This is a genomic window from Bacillus sp. DU-106 (assembly GCF_004799705.1).
In the GTDB taxonomy this organism is placed as follows: Bacteria; Bacillota; Bacilli; order Bacillales; family Bacillaceae_G; genus Bacillus_A; species Bacillus_A cereus.
On sequence record NZ_CP026607.1, the window covers coordinates 2,665,061 to 2,682,053 of the forward strand.

The following is a 16,993-nucleotide window of genomic DNA, read 5'->3' on the forward strand; positions in this document are numbered from 1 at the left end:
TTATTCTTCTATAGGATTTTCAGGACCGTTAAGTTCCAGCTGATAAAAAGCTAAATCTAGCCATTTATTAAACTTATAACCAGCTTTTTTTATTGTTCCTGCATGAATAAATCCATAGTTTTGATGCAAGGCAATACTTTTCTCATTCTCTGCATCAATTCCAGCAATTAAGGTCATATACTCTCTTTCCTTTGCAATTTTGATTAATTCTTTCATTAATGAAGACCCAATGCCATTTTTTCTATATGCCTTATCTACATACACAGAATGTTCAACTGAATATTTATAAGCAGGCCACGCTCTAAATGGGCCGAATGTCGCAAATCCTACTACTTTATTATCTAATTCATATACGAAAATTGGATACCCTTCAGCCTTTTTTTGTTCATACCAATCTATTCTATTTTCAAGGGTTACAGGTTTATACGCATATACAGCTGTTGTATAAAGTATCGCATCGTTATAAATATCTAAAATGTATGCTAAATCTCTTTTCGTTGCTTCCCTTATCATTGTTTTCTTCCTTTCATCATGTTCATCTTATTTCACTATCTTTTCAATAGTTTTATTTTATCGAAATTTCCGATTTTTATCTACATACGAATACTAGCTTTTCGGAAACCATCAAGTATATTTATTGCAGCAGATAACATGTAGAAGAAAATTCCTCCCCCAATGAGCCACGTTTTAAACTCCTCTGGGGAAATAGTAAATGCATTTGCCAAATACGTAATAAATCCTGCGTTTAATAAATGTGGATTTACTACAATTACAATGAATATGATTGTTCCGACTACTTGAAGAATAGCATTTCCAATTGCCAACCTTTTCGTCCATTGTCCCTGTACTAACTTATAAAGTGATATAGCTACTTCGAAAACGATCATAACCAAAATTAGGGGCCAGTATTGAAGCAAAACATCTTGATTAAACGTTGGCGCGACAAACTTCAATCCGTTTTCTGTACCATGATATACGCCTACAAGATGATTCGCATAAAAGTAAAGTGTAGCCCATATTGCTGTCCACATTAAACCTCCAAAAACTTCAAACTTTGAAATCGCCTTTTTCTTCGGGATATACGAAACATTTTTCAAGTCATCTGGTGTCCATTTTTTTAAGCTTGTTGTTAATGGGTGTGGATCCTTTTCTTTATCAGTTCTTTCTAAAATAGCAAATACAAGTGTTAACCAGAAAAATACATGGAGACCCACTTCAAAAATTTCCCCTATACCTTTACCTATCAATTGTAAAATAACATTTAATACCGCTTGATCACCATTATAGCCTATAAAATTTTCTGCAACCATTGAAATGAGCGCAATAACAGCTGCAATTGGTATAATCATTTTTAATAGCGTCGTATATACATCAAAATAACGTGGTCCAATTAAATGCATTGGTCTATCCAAGTACCCATTAGCCAATGAAACTGGACTTCCCAATTTTTCGAGTATACTCTTCACATCTTCCTCATTATAATCGTCCGGTAACATATCCTCTATTGTTGACCGTAGTTCAAGTGTAATATCTTCACGATTTTGTTCAGGCAATCTCTTCGCAACTTCATGGACATACATATCAATCAAACTCATTTTCGTCCTCCTCCTTTAATAAGTTATAAAGTTCTTTCGAATCCTTTACCCACTGCTTTTTCAATTGTAAAAATATCTCTAATCCATATTCACTTAAAACATAATACTTACGAGGTCTACTCTCTGTTTTATCCCAACTACTCGTCACTAACTCCTGCTTTTCTAATCGGCGAAGTAGTGGATATAAAGTACTTTGATCAATTGTAATCCCTGATTGCTCCAATAACTGGACAAGTGAATATCCGTACTGCGGCGTTCTTAATTGACTTAAAACAGCTAACGTTAATGTCCCTCTTCTTAACTCAGTAATTAACGAGTTTAATAAAGTATCCATTCACTCACCTCATTTTCATTACTATATGTCATACAGTATGTGTTTTATACTATGTATCGTACAGTATTAATGTGACAAAAACTATAATCATTTACCAAAAAACGGATAATAAAAAGCGCAAATTATATGATTTTTGCTTTTTTAGCTAAGTTATATATCTATAGCACTCTAAAAGGTAGCAACCTTAACTACTAATTTTGAAGTTCCAGTAATGCTATATTAAGTTACAAATATCGTATACATATGATGTGAACATAACATTTCACTATAGGAAGCTATAAAAATGGCGAATTACCATGCTTGAATGATTCCCGTTTTCAGCACCTAATCAACGTTATTTCCTTCATAAACTTCATCTTGTTCAAAATCTTTATTTTTGTTTGGTTTATTAGAGAAAAATAAAAAAACAATTAAATTAGGTTAATTGTTTTTCAAATGCAAAATCTTTATTTTTTTAAATAATCTATGATATTCGAAAAGACAAACTCTCCAAATGCAAGTGGTATATAAATAAACCATAACTTTAATATTGCCTTTGTTTCTTTGTGATCAGAATCCCCCATTAAAACCAACCCTATCCTTTTTCTTCTAATATTTTCATTTTAATTCCAATAACAAGGAAATTATACCATTTATTAATGTTGTAGTCTATGTTTTCTAAAAATTAAATAAATACTAATATTTCATTACCTTAATATCCAGATAAACATAATATTTTTTTTACGTTTCATCTTCAAAGTCTATAATGAGTCCTGTTAGAACTGCTACATTACCAATCAATTGGATCCCGCGACCAATAAAATCCATCTTAAATTCTTCCCACTTTAATTTATGTAATGATATAATAACACTAAATTTTCAACACGTGCTTAATAGATTGGGGACTTATAATGGATAAACCTCTCACTGCATTACAAACTATTATTATACATATGAATACAAATGAACATTGGCATGATTTTATTTGTTACTGTCAGCATCGCGAAGCGGGACTTCGAAAATTAGCTTATAAACATTTAGAGACATTTATTTCAAATGCAAAGAAATGGGAATCAAAAGATCAAGAAGAGTTTGCCATTTCGTTGTTTACTATTTTAGATGCATTAAACGAAAAAGATGAGGTCTTAACTTTCTCACTAAATAGTTTTCTAATTGACATTCTATATAGATGGACAGAAAACAACCCGATTGATTCAAGACCTTTTAGATGGATAGGAATTTATATGGACTCTAGCAATAAAGATGACGATTTAGAAAAATTCCTTCGAAAAGCGATTGAATTAGGTGGTGATACCGAACAAGAAGCTATGATATACCTAGTTTCTAATTACATCCATACTTTAGAATTTGGTACACATGAATTCCCTTCAGGTTATTGCGGAGATTTAAGCGAATGTATAGAAAAACTTCCCTATATGCTTCAATTAATTAATAGAATTCAGAATAAGAACATAAAGGAGCAAAACATTGGTCAAATACAAGAACAACTACACTTAATTCTAGATTGGTTAAAACATACACAAATTCCAGTAGATGCTGTTCGTGTACGGAAAAAAGAACAAACTAAGGAATTAGAAAAGGTCATTGTATATTATTTACACAACAGCTCAAGTCGTTAGTTCATCTTGTACAGAGATAATAAAGTTGTTTAAAACATAATAAAATTGTTTAAAAAACGCCAGTCATATTATTAAACAATCAGGCTATATAACGGAATAAATTCTTGTAAAAATTAAAAATATCTGAAATAATCGTCATTAAGTTGAAGCAGAGCGATTGAAGAAAAAGGTGATACGACTTTTTCTTACTTAATAATCGTACGATAGTTAAAAAATTCAACTAATTATATTCCGAAAGGGTGTGTGTAGTATCTTATCAACTAATGTTTTTACTTATAAATCTAAGGATGGAAAAACAATACTAATTAGAGAAGCTAAAGAACAGGATGCAGAAAGAATACTAGATTCTGCTTCAAAAGCTTTAATAAACGCTCCATACATGCTAAGTACGGTTGAGGATGTAAAAAAGGTGCGTATCGATGCTATTCAAAAAACGTTAAAAGCTTATCATGAAAATCCAAATTATGTACAGTTTATTGCTGAAGTTGATGGTAAGTTAGTCGGCTCAATAGATTTTAAGAACGGAAACAAAGAAAAAATTAGTCATCAAGGGGCTTTTGCGATGACCATACTACCTGAATATCGAAATTATGGTATCGGAAGAGCTCTTCTAGAAACGTTAATCAATTGGGCTAAAAATAACAGTAAGATTGAAAAAGTTTGTCTTGAGGTAATGGAAGATAATCTAGGTGCAATCCAGTTATATAAGAATCTAGGCTTCTTTGAAGAGGGTAGAAAAGCAAAGGGTGTAAAATTGGATGATAGCTACCAAAATTTAATATTAATGGCTTTATTCGTTTAAAATTGAACATTAATTTCAATATAAAAAGAGGATCTTCATGGTCATCTCCCTGTTAAGTAGACAGTAATAGAAATCCTCTTTTTATATTTATCCCACATTAGCTTGCAGTAAAACTCCCCACTGATTATAGTTTTACTTTATTTTAATCCTTTAATTAAAGGTGACGCTTCCCCACTATGGAAAATCCATAAGTCATGAAGTGATCTCGTACATCCGACATATAGTAACTTTGCATCATGTTTTGTGTTTTTGTAATGTTCTTCATCCACATCAATTAAAAGCACCGCATCAAATTCTAAACCTTTCGCTAAATAGACAGGTACTACTGATATACCACCTTCATATTTACTTTGGTTTGCTTCAATTACGTTTACCGTTAATCCTGCATTTGTTAATTTCACATATATATCACGGCATTCATCTTCTGTTCTTCCGATTACCGCAATTGTTTTCACATCTGCATTTTGCAAATGTTTTACCGTCTTCACAATTTCAGTAAATTGATTTTCTGCATGAATTACTTTCACATCTTCTCCACTGCGGAAGACTGGTGTTGCGAGTCCTACTGGGATTTCTGCATTTTTAATTATTTCATTTGCAAATTCAATAATTTCTTTTGTAGAACGATAACTTCTTGTCAATTCATAATAACCGGTTTCTTGGAATACTTCCTTAAAAGCATTCCAATCTTCAATTCCTTGGTAATCATAAATCGCTTGCGATAAATCACCTAATATAGTGAAAGAATTACCTAATGTAATTTCTTTTAATACATAAACTTGGAAAGGCGAAAAATCTTGCGCTTCATCAATAACAACGTGATGAAACTTCTGCCCGATTTCGATCCCTGTTATACGATGATGTATGTATATTAAAGCTGGTAAATCTTCTACACACACTTCTTTTTTACGACAACTCTTTTCTGTTTCTTTAACAAGTTCTTCAGGTAATACCTCAAGTATTTCTTTACTTTTTACTATTGAACTATACAGTGAAAGAGCACTCATTTTCGGCCAAAACTTCATATATGCGTTCAGTCTCTTAGTCGCTTCTTTTTTTAGTAATTTTTTCTCGTTTGTTTCCCCGAATTTTTTAAGTTCAATTTCAATCCAGCGCTTCATTCGTCCTACTAATCGTTCTCTTCTTTTCTGTAAAGGATAATGTTTATATTCAACTTGCATCCATTTTTTAACATCTTCTAATGGAATAATTGCTCTATCCCACGCCTCAAAATCTTTTGTCGGAACTAACTCATTTTCAAATTGGATCATTCTCTCTTCAATAAACGTCTTAAATTCCAACGTACCCTTTAATTTACCTAGCATTACCTTCTTTTCATCACGATTAATTGAAAATGCTTCTTTCAATTTTTTTTCTGTCTGCTTTAGTTTCACTGAATCATCTAACGTACGTAATGCCCAATCTGGAAACGTTGTTTGACTAATATTCCCTACACCTAATTCAGGAAGTACACTCGAAATATAGTCTAAAAACAGACTATTCGGTGCAAATACGATCATTCTTTCTGCTTCTAGTTGTTCACGATATTCATAAATTAAAAAAGCAAGGCGATGTAAAGCAATTGTTGTCTTTCCACTCCCTGCAACCCCTTGAATAAGTAATGGTAAATTTCTTTCCGCTCGAATAATATCATTTTGTTCCGATTGAATCGTTGAAACAATATCCTTTAGCTTATTATCTTTATTCTCACCTAATCGATATAGAAGAAAATCATCGGCATGTGATACATCTTCATTTCCTTTTACATATGTATCAACAACACGTTCAAGTTCTCTTTTTCGAATGGAAATGTTTCGTTTTAAATACACATCACCTTCTACTAACCCATCTGGTGATTGATAAAATGCTAATTCTTCTCCACCGGTAAATGAATAAAACATACTTGCGACAGGCGCTCGCCAATCAATAATGATTGGCTTCATCGTGTCCATATCCGAAACCCCTACTTTTCCGATATAAATCGGCATAACTTCTTCTTTTCCATCTTCCTGAAAATCTAACCTTCCAAAGTACGGCTCTTGCACACCAATACGTAAGTTTTGTCTATTAGACTCCCTCATACTTTCAAGAATTTGCTCTTTAAAATCTTCTCCATAATAAACCGGGATTTTTTCAAGCCTATCCAATTGCTCATCCATCGTATGTAAAGTATCCTTCATTTTTTGTAACTCATCTTCAAATATGTTGCTCATTTCGACGATTCCCTCCTGTCCGTTCTAATTTTTCAGTCGAAGTATCATTGTATTAAAAATCCAATCATAAAGTCAATAGTTTCCATTTAAATTTTCCGAAAAAACTTACTTTTCATCTTTCTAATTTAAAAAGAATATGCAACATCTAAATCACACACATACACATATAGTATAGTGATGCATGAAAAAGATACTTCTTTCTATTTGTCTCCTATTTAATTTATCTATTAAAAAACATTGTAAAAATTAAAGACTTTAATCAATGGGCGTTTTACTGCCCATAAATAGTCGGATAAATAAAAGTAAAGGAGGCTCTTCAAATGAATGTCGCGAAAAAGAAATCACTAAAGTTATATTTACTTATTTTTGTATTCACTGTTTTGGCCAGTGGATGGATTGGGGTATTTCTAGATTCTCTTCTAACAAATCAACCTGAAGGAAACACTTTAGGTATGGGATTATGGCTAATATTACCTTTCCTCGTAAGCATTTTACTTAGAGTTATTAGCCGAGATTGGAATGATTTTGGCATCAAACCAAATTTGAAAGGAAACTTTATATGGTATTTCACTGCACTACTTATTTATCCATTCGTTACAGTAATAACGATAAGCATATCGCTCATTTTTGGAGTAGCTCATATTTCTAGTTTTGATATATCCACGTTATTGTCACTCATAGTCATGTCTTCTATTGGTAACTTTATTAAAAACATTTTTGAAGAGTTTTCTTGGCGCGATTATTTAACTCCAAAGTTGATTGAACTAAATCTAAACGATTGGTACATTTATATTATTTCTGGTTTCATTTGGGCACTTTGGCATGCTGCATATTATATAGTCTTTTTGCCAAATGAATATTTTGAATCTATCTCAAGATTAAATATGCTTTTATCTGGCTGTATCCTTATGGTTTGTTGGTCAATTATGTATGTTGAAATATATAGACTTACAAAATCCGTCTGGCCATGCGTTATCATGCATGCGATTGAGGATGCTGTTCCTACTGTTTTAGTTCCCCTAACAGGGATTATTACCCTTACAAACAGTAGTGATTTTTGGTTAAATCCTATTAGCGGGGTCGCTGCTACTGTTTTATTTCTCGGAATTGGAATCGTACTAAGAACTATAAGAATAAAAAGAGAACGACAATTATTCACACAATAAAAAGCAGATAATGAATTCGTCATTATCTGCTTTCCAATTTTTAAAACTACCTTATTATATTTTTTGATACATAAGCCAGTCACCAGAGTCTATCACTTTCTTTAACATCTTTTTATCTTGAGCGATATACACATATGCCTCAATTTCCCCATCAGCAACATATACTGTTTGCGTGATTCGATCATATAAATCAGTCTCCGCATTGCCTCTATATTCTTCTAGTTCATCTAACTTACACAATATCTCATCATTTACTACATAAACTTCTCCATACACCTGTTCTTCAATCGAATAAGTCATGGCCGGATATCCTTCGTTCGTATCAAATAATTTTCCATATGTCCAAGCTCTGTCTGCGATACATGTTGCACCTAGCATATAATGAGCATTCGTTTGTTCTCTTCTTAACGTGCCATAAACGAAAACATGATACATAAATTCTTATCCCCTTTATATGCCTCTACTTTCTTATTTGTAAATAAGCACGAATCATAAAGTAACTCACTTCATTCGGAAGCTGTTCTTTAATAGATTTCAGACCACCATCTGCATTTTGAACGGCAGTTTCAATAAGAGATTCATACTCTGCTGGAACAAAGCTGTGCCAATCTACTTCCATTCCATCCTCATAGCAGCGAATTAAATGGTTTTCGATTGTTTGTCTTGATAAGTTACGTTCTTTTGCAATCTCATTCAAATCAATACCTTGTTTATACATTTCATACGTTTCTAAATGAGAATTTGCGGACGCATTTCCTGACTTTTTACGCTCTGAAACTACTTCTGTCTTAATCGTTTCAGCATAATTTGGATTTTCCTCAATAAAATGCTGAACTGCTTGTAAGAAGTGCGAACCATATTTCACAAGTTTGTGTTCTCCGATACCTTTTACCGTCAACAATTCGGAATCACTTTGCGGCATTTTCACACACATATCTTTTAATGTTTGGTCAGAGAAAATAACGAACGGAGGTACACCTTCTCCTTGTGCAATTTCTTTACGTACTTCACGAAGCACTTCAAATAAAGGATGGTCTTGAACAATTTGTCTTGTCTCTACTCGTTCTTTTCGTAAAACATTCTCTTTACCAAGTAATACTTCTTTCCCTTTTTCAGTTACTTTTAACGTCGGATAAGTGCCATGTTCAACTGCAATTAACTCGTCTGAAATTAAAAACTCGATAAACTCACTGACCTCTTTTACACTACGGTTCGATAAAAGCCCATACGTTGGTAAAGTATGAAAATTAAATTCAATAACTTTCTTATTCTTCGACCCCGTTAATACTTGCGCTATCATTTGCTTTCCAAAGCGTTGGTTCGTTCTAATCATGCATGATAAAACCATTTGTGATTCCCTTGTCACATCGATGCTCTCGCGATTGTCTGTACAATTACCACAGCGTCCACAATCTTCTTTCGGTTCTTCTCCAAAGTATTGCAAAATGAATGATTGTAAACATTGTTCTGTATGACAGTAATCAGTCATATTTTGCAATTTTTCAAGTTCATTTGAAAAACGTGATTCTCCAGTTGATTGATCAATTAAAAAACGCTGTACTTGTACATCTTGAGAAGAATATAACAATATACATGTACTATCTAATCCGTCACGACCAGCACGTCCTGCTTCTTGATAGTAACTTTCCATATTTTTTGGAAGCTGATAATGAATTACGTAACGAATATTCGATTTATCAATACCCATCCCGAATGCAGATGTTGCTACCATTACACTTACTTCATCTCGTAAAAAGAGTTCTTGTTGCTCATTTCGATCACTATCACTCATACCAGCGTGATATTTTGATACAGAAACTCCTGCCTTCATTAAATCTTCATATAACTGATCGACTACTTTTCTAGTAGCTGCATATATAATCCCAGATTCCTTTTGATTTTGACGAATATAATCCGCCAAATATGCATTTCGATCTTGCCCTTTAATGACAGAAAACGATAAGTTCTCACGCTCAAACGTTGTCATAATTGTATTTTCTTTATTAATTTCAAGTGTATTACAAATATCATCACGTACTTGCGGTGTTGCTGTTGCTGTTAATGCTAATACGAGCGGCTTTTCTGGAAGATAATCTAATATGCGATGTATATGTAAATAACTTGGACGGAAATCATGTCCCCACTGTGAAATACAGTGTGCTTCATCAATCGCAATCATAGGGATTTTCATATCGATAAGTTGGTCAACAAACTCCATTGAATCCAGTCGCTCAGGCGCTACATAAAGTAACTTATAATGGCCTTGTTTCGCTAATTGAATTCGTTGATTCGCTTCCGCAATCGAAATAGAACTATTAATATAGGTAGCTGAAATACCGTTTTGTACTAATGTATCTACTTGGTCTTTCATAAGTGATATTAAAGGCGATATAACTAACGTTGTTCCTTCAAATACTAATGCGGGAATTTGATAACAAATTGACTTACCACCACCTGTAGGCATAATACAGACAGTGTCTTTCCCATCTAATACATTTTTAATTGTTTCATCTTGTCCTCTTCGGAATGACGAATAACCGAAATAAGACGCTAAAAGTTCTTGTGCTTTTGTAAACAAAAAAGAGTCACCTGCTTTTCTTTATCTTTCATCTACTTCTATTATATCAATCACTTATGCGACTTGAAAGGGATGGATAAACGCTTATTGTTTTTTCATTATTCTATATTTAATATGAATTAGCATCCGTGTTTTATATGTTTTACAACATTTATAACGTAAATCCAGTACACAAGAAGAAAGAGTTTCAATTTAAATGTTCATTTTATTTCCCTTTCTTGAATACTACTAATCGTATACATATAAATTCAGGAGGTTACTATATGAAGCATCGTAATATGAGTTCCATCACAGCGAAAACGAAAACACAAAAACTCCAATTCTCTAATAATGATGCGTGGAAATATGAATCATACTATAAGTATCAGCCATTATTCTCTTATAAAAAGCTTTTTAATTTTCTTTCTCAACTTTTTAGACGTTAATATATGCGCAAAAAATATATCATTCACAGAATTTTTCTCAATATTAAATGTATAGACTTACTACAATTCAGTTGTTACCATATATAATAATCTGTTGGATAAACCCCTTAAGTTGACCTGCTTATATTAGCAGGTCTTTTTCATGATTACATACTTCTGTGTACCTCGATCTCACTTCCAAGTCTTTTCTCCATTTTATAACCATATTTAACTCCCAACAATTCATGATAATCATGAATTGTTGGGAGTTAAATTGTTCACATATAATTATGCAATTCTTCTTTCTCAATACACAAAAGACATTTTACTTGTTACTATAAAAGTACTCCAGATGAGTTTTTTGCTCATCGACATTATCTAGTTATTGGGGCCTGCCGCGGGAAGCAGGTCCCTTTGACTGTATGAAGGTCCTAATTTCATTTGGACACATTTACCAGGGTTTTTCAAAAGAATTTTATGATAACATTACGTAGTCGAGTCCGACATCTCGGCAATACCCTTTTGAGGGTCTGCAACTTCCCTTGCAGACCCTCTTTTACTTTATATTCAATTTATTCATATATACCACAACATCATTCATTGAATTTCTCCATTTCAAATTCCCTAAAAATAATCTAGGACACGTAACTAAAAATAAATCTTCATCATACTTTGAGTTATACATGTTCAAAGGAGTGTTACTATTTATGTATTCTTATTGGCAATCGTATTACTCCCCCTACCATAACCCTTATGTAAACTATGATTTATCCGTACGGAACTACCGAATTAGTAAAAATGAGAATTTTTTAAAAGGGTATATGCGTTCTTTATGGGAACAACACGTCGCTTGGACGAGATTGGCTATTATAAGTATAGTCTTTAATTTACCAGATGTTAACGTTACTGTTGGACGACTTCTACAAAACGCAACACATATGGGACTATCACTTGAACCATTTTACGGTGAGGATGCAGTGAAAAAATATAGTGCATTAATTAAAGATCACTTAGTAATTGCAGCGGATCTTGTTAAAGCCGCAAAAGCTGGTAATCAAAATGCAGCGGCCGCTATAGAGAAAAAATGGTACGCTAATGGTGATGAAATTATTGAATTTCTTAACAGTATCAACCCATATATAGATAAAGAAGAATTTAGAAAAATGTTTTATGAACATTTAGCACTAACGAAAGCAGAAGCACTTGCCTTCCTAAATAAAGATTATGAAGCAGGAGTAAAACTTTACGATAAAATTGAAAAAGAAGCATTAGAAATGGCCGACATGATAACAAACGCAATCGTAAAACAATTCCCGCAAGTATTTCAATAAAGTGAAACTTTAATCAGAGTAGATATTACTACTAAGTAATACTTGATAAAAATAAGTCGGTTTCCAAACATAAATCGGCTTATTTAGTTTTCTCTCCATGATATTTCACCTCTCCTCTTTACATTTAGCTTATATCGATATATTTTATTAATATCCGTTTTTTATAGGAGGAAATAGTTTGATTAACGCGATTGGTCTCGTTTTTATACTTACAAATAAACACGAGAAAAAAAAGAAAGTTTACTTAAATGAAAAATTTGCACTAATAGATATTATTGATTCTAAAGAAGTATTTGATGATGAAGGGAATCCTTTAGTAGAACTAACATGTAAATACAGTATATATTTAGATGAAAAATATTACTGTAAATCTCTTGATGATTATACCGGACAAGTATTTCCTTTCTTAAGTGCAAAAATAGGAAAAGGTCTTCTAAGAAACTTAAACTACTACTTTTCTTACGTTGATGCCTATGATAAGAAACCACCAGTTAAAGAAATAAGACCACTTATGAAACAAGTAACGAACAGATAGCCAAAAATACAAAAAAAGAAAGCATCTAACTCTGGATGTTTTCTTTTTTATTGAAAACTCATTAACTTTCATCCTCTTCTAAAAGTATGTATCCAAGCATATTTTAAATTAAAAACATTGGAGGATTAGAGTGAATGAAATACTCAGAAACAATTATAAGCAAACGACTTCGAATACTTAAAATGACGGGTATGTTTTTCATGCTAGTGTTAATAGCGTGGATTGGCTATACAAAATTACTTTATGAAAACGGCTTTCTTCAAGAAAAAAAGAATTCAGTAGAAGTAATGAACACTAGCATTACAGGAGAAATAGAGCAGCTTTTTCATATAAACTTGCAAGGTTATCGAAAAACAAGCCTTGATGCTGTTATAGAAGCAAGCAAAACCGATCCAAGTGAACTATCCCTAATTGAACTGGTCAACAAATCCTGCTCGCGAGATTGCATAGGCGAACCAGTAACATATGTAAACTCAAACAATGGATATATCTTTTATAAGGAATCTAATGGAACTAATGTAGCTATAACGGTTAAAAAGAAAGACACATGGGTAATTGTAAAGAAATCTGTTCAAGATGGAATATAATCACCCAAAAAAAGAGTACGTATCGTACTCTTTTTTATTATTAATACCCTTCCTCTTCATGAATACAATGGCATTTCGGTTTTGTTTTACAATGACATTTTTCATACTCACATTTCGGTTTCTCTTTGCAACAACATTCGTGAAAATCATTGCGTTTACATCTACATCTCCCAAACATTAAATTATCCCAAAATGTATTACAATTTCGGGAATGCCCACAATGACAAGTATTCCCCATGAATCTGCTTCCTCCTTAATAGAATTCATCATATTCTATGTTTGAAAGTATACAAAGGCTTGTTTATTAGTCTATTTTCTCCATATTATAAGTAGAGTTAAAAGATTACATAAAAATAAAAAACCGTCACATGACGGCTTTTTATTTAGCAAACTACTCTTTTGTATAAAAATATTTAATTCCTTTCGTATCTAACCAAGCAGTTGCTTTGTCCAGTTCGTTCCCTTGACGATAATCTGTTTCGAAATACACAAGCCCTTGATTATCTCCACGAGATATTATTTTAGAAGTATATCCAAGCTTATCCATCATTTGAATCATGTCAGGAATTAAATTTACACCAAATTCATAAGTAACTACTTTGTTATATTTATTCACTATAATTCCAACCCCTTCTTGTTTTTTTATCGGCTCAACAATTTGATTTGTAAACCAAGCTAACGGCTTATTTCCAATCAGCTTATTTAAATCACATTTGCCGATACCAGCCACATTGCCTGTTTCTGTGTATTGCCAAATATCACATGGATATGCCGGTTTGTTACCACCATAACGAGGAATCCATACAAAATCAGAATTGACATTTGCCATTCCAAATGGAGCATACATATGATGAGCAATATATAAACCAGCCTTCTTAGCTCCTAATCTGCGTAATTCATCAATAAAAGCTTGTGTACCTGCTCTCATATCGTTCATTGTTCTTACTTCTACGTCAGCTACCCAAACTGTTGCATTTTTATCACCACGGTTCCAAAAGTCTCTTGCTTCTATCCGTGCATCCTCTACTGAAACGAAACGACAGAACGCATAATTACCAAACGGAATATTTCTTGCTTTCATTGCTTGTACATAATTTTTATATAAAGGATCTACATAATTTGAACCATCTTGCACACGTGCAATTACGAAATCCAATTGTGGTGCTGCGATATCCCAGTTAATGTCGCCATTCCATTTCGAAATATCTACAATATAACCCATTATTTAACATCTCCTTTTTCATTATTATATTCAAAGCTTGTTTTTTTGCTATTATCAACTAATAAATAGTATGAGAGGTAGTATATTATTGGGTAATAATTTAAAATTCGGCTTATGTATTGAGAAAACAAAATATTATTACAGGTTTAACAAGTAAAGATTTACAAAGCTCTAAACTATATAAAGTGAAACTATAATTAGTAGGAGGCTACGAGCAGTGAAATTCCCACTTAATTTCTTAGCTTCATCCGAATTTTGAGATAAGAATTTTACTGCCCACAAATAGCTAGATAAACAAAACCACCTTTCTGACAGGTGGTTTTGTTTACTAATTTACATATACATTGTCCATATTTTTATAGTTACATAATTATTAGTTACTTAATATAGTTGTTAACTAAATATAAGACAATTTTTAGTTTTTAATCAAACTAATTTTCATTTTATCTCACGTACTCATAGTACCATTTTCGTGCATCTAACCAAGCTGTAAATTTATCGATATTTCCAGACGGATAGCCATTCGTTATAGCATAACCAATGCCATCTTTCTGAACGACAATTTGTCCATCAATACCCGCATCTACCATAGCTTGAGCCAAAGCTTGTAAATTACTAAATGCTACACCACCAGTTTTTACTTTGAGCAAATCCGCTGCACCTCCTCCAGTTTGTCCTGTAAGAGCAAATACAACAGAATTAGCGATTTTATCAACATTCCATTTTGCCATATCAGATTCATTGTCAATAAATCCTAATTCTATAAGAATAGCAGGTGCTTTCGTCCCATTTAATACCGCTAAATCTGTACGCTGTTTCGCACCTCGATCACGCCATCCAATATCTTTTGCTAGTTGAGCTGAGATTTTAGCCGCCAAATCTTTCTGATCATAATACAAAACCTCAACACCCTGTCCATTTCCATCACTTGCATTAAGATGAAAAGAAATAACTAAATCCACAGCATGGGAATTGCTATTCCGAATGATATTATTTAAATTTTGTGATTGAGTTGCCCCTACCTCGTCCGTATCGTCATAAACCGTGTGTCCTAGGGATCTTAACTTAGCCGCCACAGCATCTTTAACTTGCCTATCTAAAACGTGTTCTTTCCGATTCCCAAAATTAGCACCTTGAACAATACTATTGTGTCCTCCGTGCAAACTATATCTGGCCATTATTTATCAACATCTCCTTTCTTAATATCCTATTCAAAACTTGTCTTATTGCTATTCCCACTTACAATCTTAACTGTACCCATATGTCCTACATTTTCTAGAAGTGAAGCAATTTGTTATCGATATAAAAAAGCTATCGCTTCATAAATCGAATGATTTATTCTCTAAATTACTTTTACATGAATGACGACACGAACAAAAAAAAGCATCACCCTTTCGGCGATGCCTAAAAACTCTATTTTACTTTTCAGCTCTCTAAATAAATAGAGTTTAAAATCACTGAAACTACACCTATATTTCCTCCCCTTCCTTCACAGCTTCTTTCAACCTCTGCAACATATATCCAATCCCTTTACACCCCTCTAGCGGATATGTAATCATTTCTTCTGGATATAACTTTGTCACTACTTTTTTATGCTTCTTCCCTGCTAGTAAGACGATTTCGTCAAACTGTAATAAACTTTTATCTACCATCTGTTTTTGTAATTGCTCTATATTTATTACCTCATCGCTTTTTGAATCAAATGCAAGATCATAGTTTTCTAATACAATATCATTTGGTCTTAAAAATCCATGTTTCGCCGATAATATAACCCAGTTTTCGAAAAACATAGTTGCGTACGCCTGACATGCTTTTCCGAACGGACTAATATACACATCTTTTGCTTCCATCGGTCCGTAGTCTGAATGTTTATCCCAAATTTTCTTTTTTCCACATGGAATTATACATATCCTTTTCATATATATTTCTACTCCCTTTACTTTGGTAAATAAAATTCATTATTTTGTACATTTTTCTCTCAAAATACTATATAATAATTCTGAAAAGTTTAAATTACACATTTTACCATATATGTACTATGGATCACTCTCATTGCAAATATTATAATACCATAAAAATTTTTGCATTTTTTTCTTCAAATTTTTTATAATTAAATTGAAATATTATGATTTATAAATTAAATTAGGAAGGAGGTCCATAAAAATGAAAAATATTATCCCTGCACTATTAGTCTATTTTATTGTTTGCGTTATTTCCGTTATCATCCCAGCATCTGAAGGCTATAATTATGTCGGCTGGAAGTTATTTGTTGGGCAAGTGTATGCGATACCTATTTTCTTCATTACTGCTATAATTACATTTTATATAAACAAGAAAAAATCTTACGAATAAACGATTATAAGGATAGCTAACGCTATCCTTATTTTAATTCGTTAATCAAATTTAGAATGACCCTTGCAGTACTTTATATCCTTTCTTCTAAAAAGTCAAACGCAACTTCTGTATTTCAGCGTTTAAACGTAGCTCCTCCGAGAGCCAGCTCTCTAATTCTGAAACCGACGTAATATTTCGTTCTAAAAGTGACTGTAATTTACTCTCCAAATCATTAAACATACACAATCCTCCCGTTTTTAATTTTCTGTTTTT

At 32.6% G+C, this 16,993-nt stretch carries 19 protein-coding genes; 8 read left to right on the forward strand and 11 right to left on the reverse strand.

Going from position 1 to position 16,993, the window contains the following annotated elements:
- The 3 genes from C3Y97_RS13605 to C3Y97_RS13615 all read right to left on the reverse strand — a co-directional run bounded on the left by C3Y97_RS13605 (position 1) and on the right by C3Y97_RS13615 (position 1,929).
- Positions 1–513: a GNAT family N-acetyltransferase gene (locus tag C3Y97_RS13605; RefSeq protein WP_000617522.1), complete on the reverse strand. Its 513-nt coding sequence runs from the start codon at positions 511–513 to the stop codon at positions 1–3.
- An 80-nt stretch (positions 514–593) separates the two neighbouring features.
- Complete coding sequence (locus C3Y97_RS13610; RefSeq protein ID WP_098771352.1) at positions 594–1,595, reverse strand: HAAS signaling domain-containing protein; 1,002 nt, start codon at positions 1,593–1,595, stop codon at positions 594–596.
- On the reverse strand, positions 1,582–1,929 hold the full coding sequence (locus C3Y97_RS13615) for a PadR family transcriptional regulator (RefSeq protein WP_000380296.1): 348 nt from the start codon (positions 1,927–1,929) through the stop codon (positions 1,582–1,584). The genes C3Y97_RS13610 and C3Y97_RS13615 overlap by 14 nt, the downstream gene beginning before the upstream one ends.
- A gap of 890 nt (positions 1,930–2,819) precedes the next feature.
- Between C3Y97_RS13615 and C3Y97_RS13620 the strand changes: the two genes are divergently transcribed.
- Together C3Y97_RS13620 and C3Y97_RS13625 are read left to right on the forward strand one after the other, a co-directional pair.
- Positions 2,820–3,548, forward strand: a complete 729-nt coding sequence (locus tag C3Y97_RS13620; RefSeq protein ID WP_000360493.1) for a hypothetical protein — start codon at positions 2,820–2,822, stop codon at positions 3,546–3,548.
- A 241-nt stretch (positions 3,549–3,789) separates the two neighbouring features.
- A complete protein-coding gene (locus tag C3Y97_RS13625; RefSeq protein WP_000337115.1) occupies positions 3,790–4,350 on the forward strand; it encodes a GNAT family N-acetyltransferase in 561 nt (186 codons plus the stop codon).
- 137 nt (positions 4,351–4,487) lie between these two features.
- On the opposite strand, the gene C3Y97_RS13630 is transcribed toward C3Y97_RS13625, so the two are convergent.
- Complete coding sequence (locus C3Y97_RS13630; RefSeq protein ID WP_048558472.1) at positions 4,488–6,563, reverse strand: HelD family protein; 2,076 nt, start codon at positions 6,561–6,563, stop codon at positions 4,488–4,490.
- Positions 6,564–6,883: 320 nt separating this feature from the next.
- On the opposite strand from C3Y97_RS13630, the gene C3Y97_RS13635 reads away from it, so the two are divergent.
- Positions 6,884–7,729: a CPBP family glutamic-type intramembrane protease gene (locus C3Y97_RS13635; RefSeq protein ID WP_136363459.1), complete on the forward strand. Its 846-nt coding sequence runs from the start codon at positions 6,884–6,886 to the stop codon at positions 7,727–7,729.
- 54 nt (positions 7,730–7,783) lie between these two features.
- Here the strand turns inward: C3Y97_RS13635 and C3Y97_RS13640 are convergent, their stop codons facing one another.
- Entirely contained in the window at positions 7,784–8,164 is a 381-nt protein-coding gene (locus C3Y97_RS13640) for a gamma-glutamylcyclotransferase family protein (RefSeq protein WP_060852053.1), read from the reverse strand.
- A 25-nt stretch (positions 8,165–8,189) separates the two neighbouring features.
- A complete protein-coding gene (gene recQ, locus C3Y97_RS13645) occupies positions 8,190–10,307 on the reverse strand; it encodes a DNA helicase RecQ (RefSeq protein WP_136363460.1) in 2,118 nt (705 codons plus the stop codon).
- Between the two features lie 263 nt (positions 10,308–10,570).
- Between recQ and C3Y97_RS27850 the strand changes: the two genes are divergently transcribed.
- The 4 genes from C3Y97_RS27850 (at position 10,571) to C3Y97_RS13660 (ending at position 13,164) form a co-directional block, all read left to right on the forward strand.
- The gene (locus C3Y97_RS27850; RefSeq protein ID WP_000682743.1) at positions 10,571–10,732 is read left to right on the forward strand and encodes a hypothetical protein; all 162 of its coding nucleotides are present in this window, start codon (positions 10,571–10,573) and stop codon (positions 10,730–10,732) included.
- A 686-nt stretch (positions 10,733–11,418) separates the two neighbouring features.
- Positions 11,419–12,042, forward strand: a complete 624-nt coding sequence (locus tag C3Y97_RS13650) for a hypothetical protein (protein ID WP_000287728.1) — start codon at positions 11,419–11,421, stop codon at positions 12,040–12,042.
- A 178-nt stretch (positions 12,043–12,220) separates the two neighbouring features.
- Positions 12,221–12,577: a hypothetical protein gene (locus tag C3Y97_RS13655; RefSeq protein WP_000606231.1), complete on the forward strand. Its 357-nt coding sequence runs from the start codon at positions 12,221–12,223 to the stop codon at positions 12,575–12,577.
- A 134-nt stretch (positions 12,578–12,711) separates the two neighbouring features.
- Positions 12,712–13,164, forward strand: a complete 453-nt coding sequence (locus C3Y97_RS13660; RefSeq protein ID WP_000877572.1) for a hypothetical protein — start codon at positions 12,712–12,714, stop codon at positions 13,162–13,164.
- Here the strand turns inward: C3Y97_RS13660 and C3Y97_RS27855 are convergent, their stop codons facing one another.
- The 4 genes from C3Y97_RS27855 to C3Y97_RS13675 all read right to left on the reverse strand — a co-directional run bounded on the left by C3Y97_RS27855 (position 13,165) and on the right by C3Y97_RS13675 (position 16,305).
- Positions 13,165–13,338 carry a hypothetical protein gene (locus C3Y97_RS27855; protein ID WP_168732380.1) on the reverse strand — a complete coding sequence of 58 codons (174 nt, stop codon included), beginning with the start codon at positions 13,336–13,338 and terminating at the stop codon, positions 13,165–13,167.
- A 217-nt stretch (positions 13,339–13,555) separates the two neighbouring features.
- Positions 13,556–14,386 carry a GH25 family lysozyme gene (locus C3Y97_RS13665; protein ID WP_000540616.1) on the reverse strand — a complete coding sequence of 277 codons (831 nt, stop codon included), beginning with the start codon at positions 14,384–14,386 and terminating at the stop codon, positions 13,556–13,558.
- 443 nt (positions 14,387–14,829) lie between these two features.
- Positions 14,830–15,564 (reverse strand): N-acetylmuramoyl-L-alanine amidase, encoded by a 735-nt coding sequence (locus C3Y97_RS13670; RefSeq protein ID WP_000135290.1) that lies wholly within the window; start codon positions 15,562–15,564, stop codon positions 14,830–14,832.
- Between the two features lie 291 nt (positions 15,565–15,855).
- Positions 15,856–16,305 (reverse strand): DUF6884 domain-containing protein, encoded by a 450-nt coding sequence (locus tag C3Y97_RS13675; protein WP_000820903.1) that lies wholly within the window; start codon positions 16,303–16,305, stop codon positions 15,856–15,858.
- Between the two features lie 244 nt (positions 16,306–16,549).
- Here C3Y97_RS13675 and C3Y97_RS13680 point away from each other — a divergent pair, with 244 nt between their 5' ends.
- A complete protein-coding gene (locus tag C3Y97_RS13680) occupies positions 16,550–16,738 on the forward strand; it encodes a DUF4017 family protein (RefSeq protein WP_000789485.1) in 189 nt (62 codons plus the stop codon).
- A gap of 87 nt (positions 16,739–16,825) precedes the next feature.
- Here the strand turns inward: C3Y97_RS13680 and C3Y97_RS28265 are convergent, their stop codons facing one another.
- Positions 16,826–16,960, reverse strand: coding sequence for a hypothetical protein (locus C3Y97_RS28265; RefSeq protein WP_000481362.1), 135 nt, complete (start codon positions 16,958–16,960; stop codon positions 16,826–16,828).
- Between the last annotated feature and the right edge of the window lie 33 nt (positions 16,961–16,993).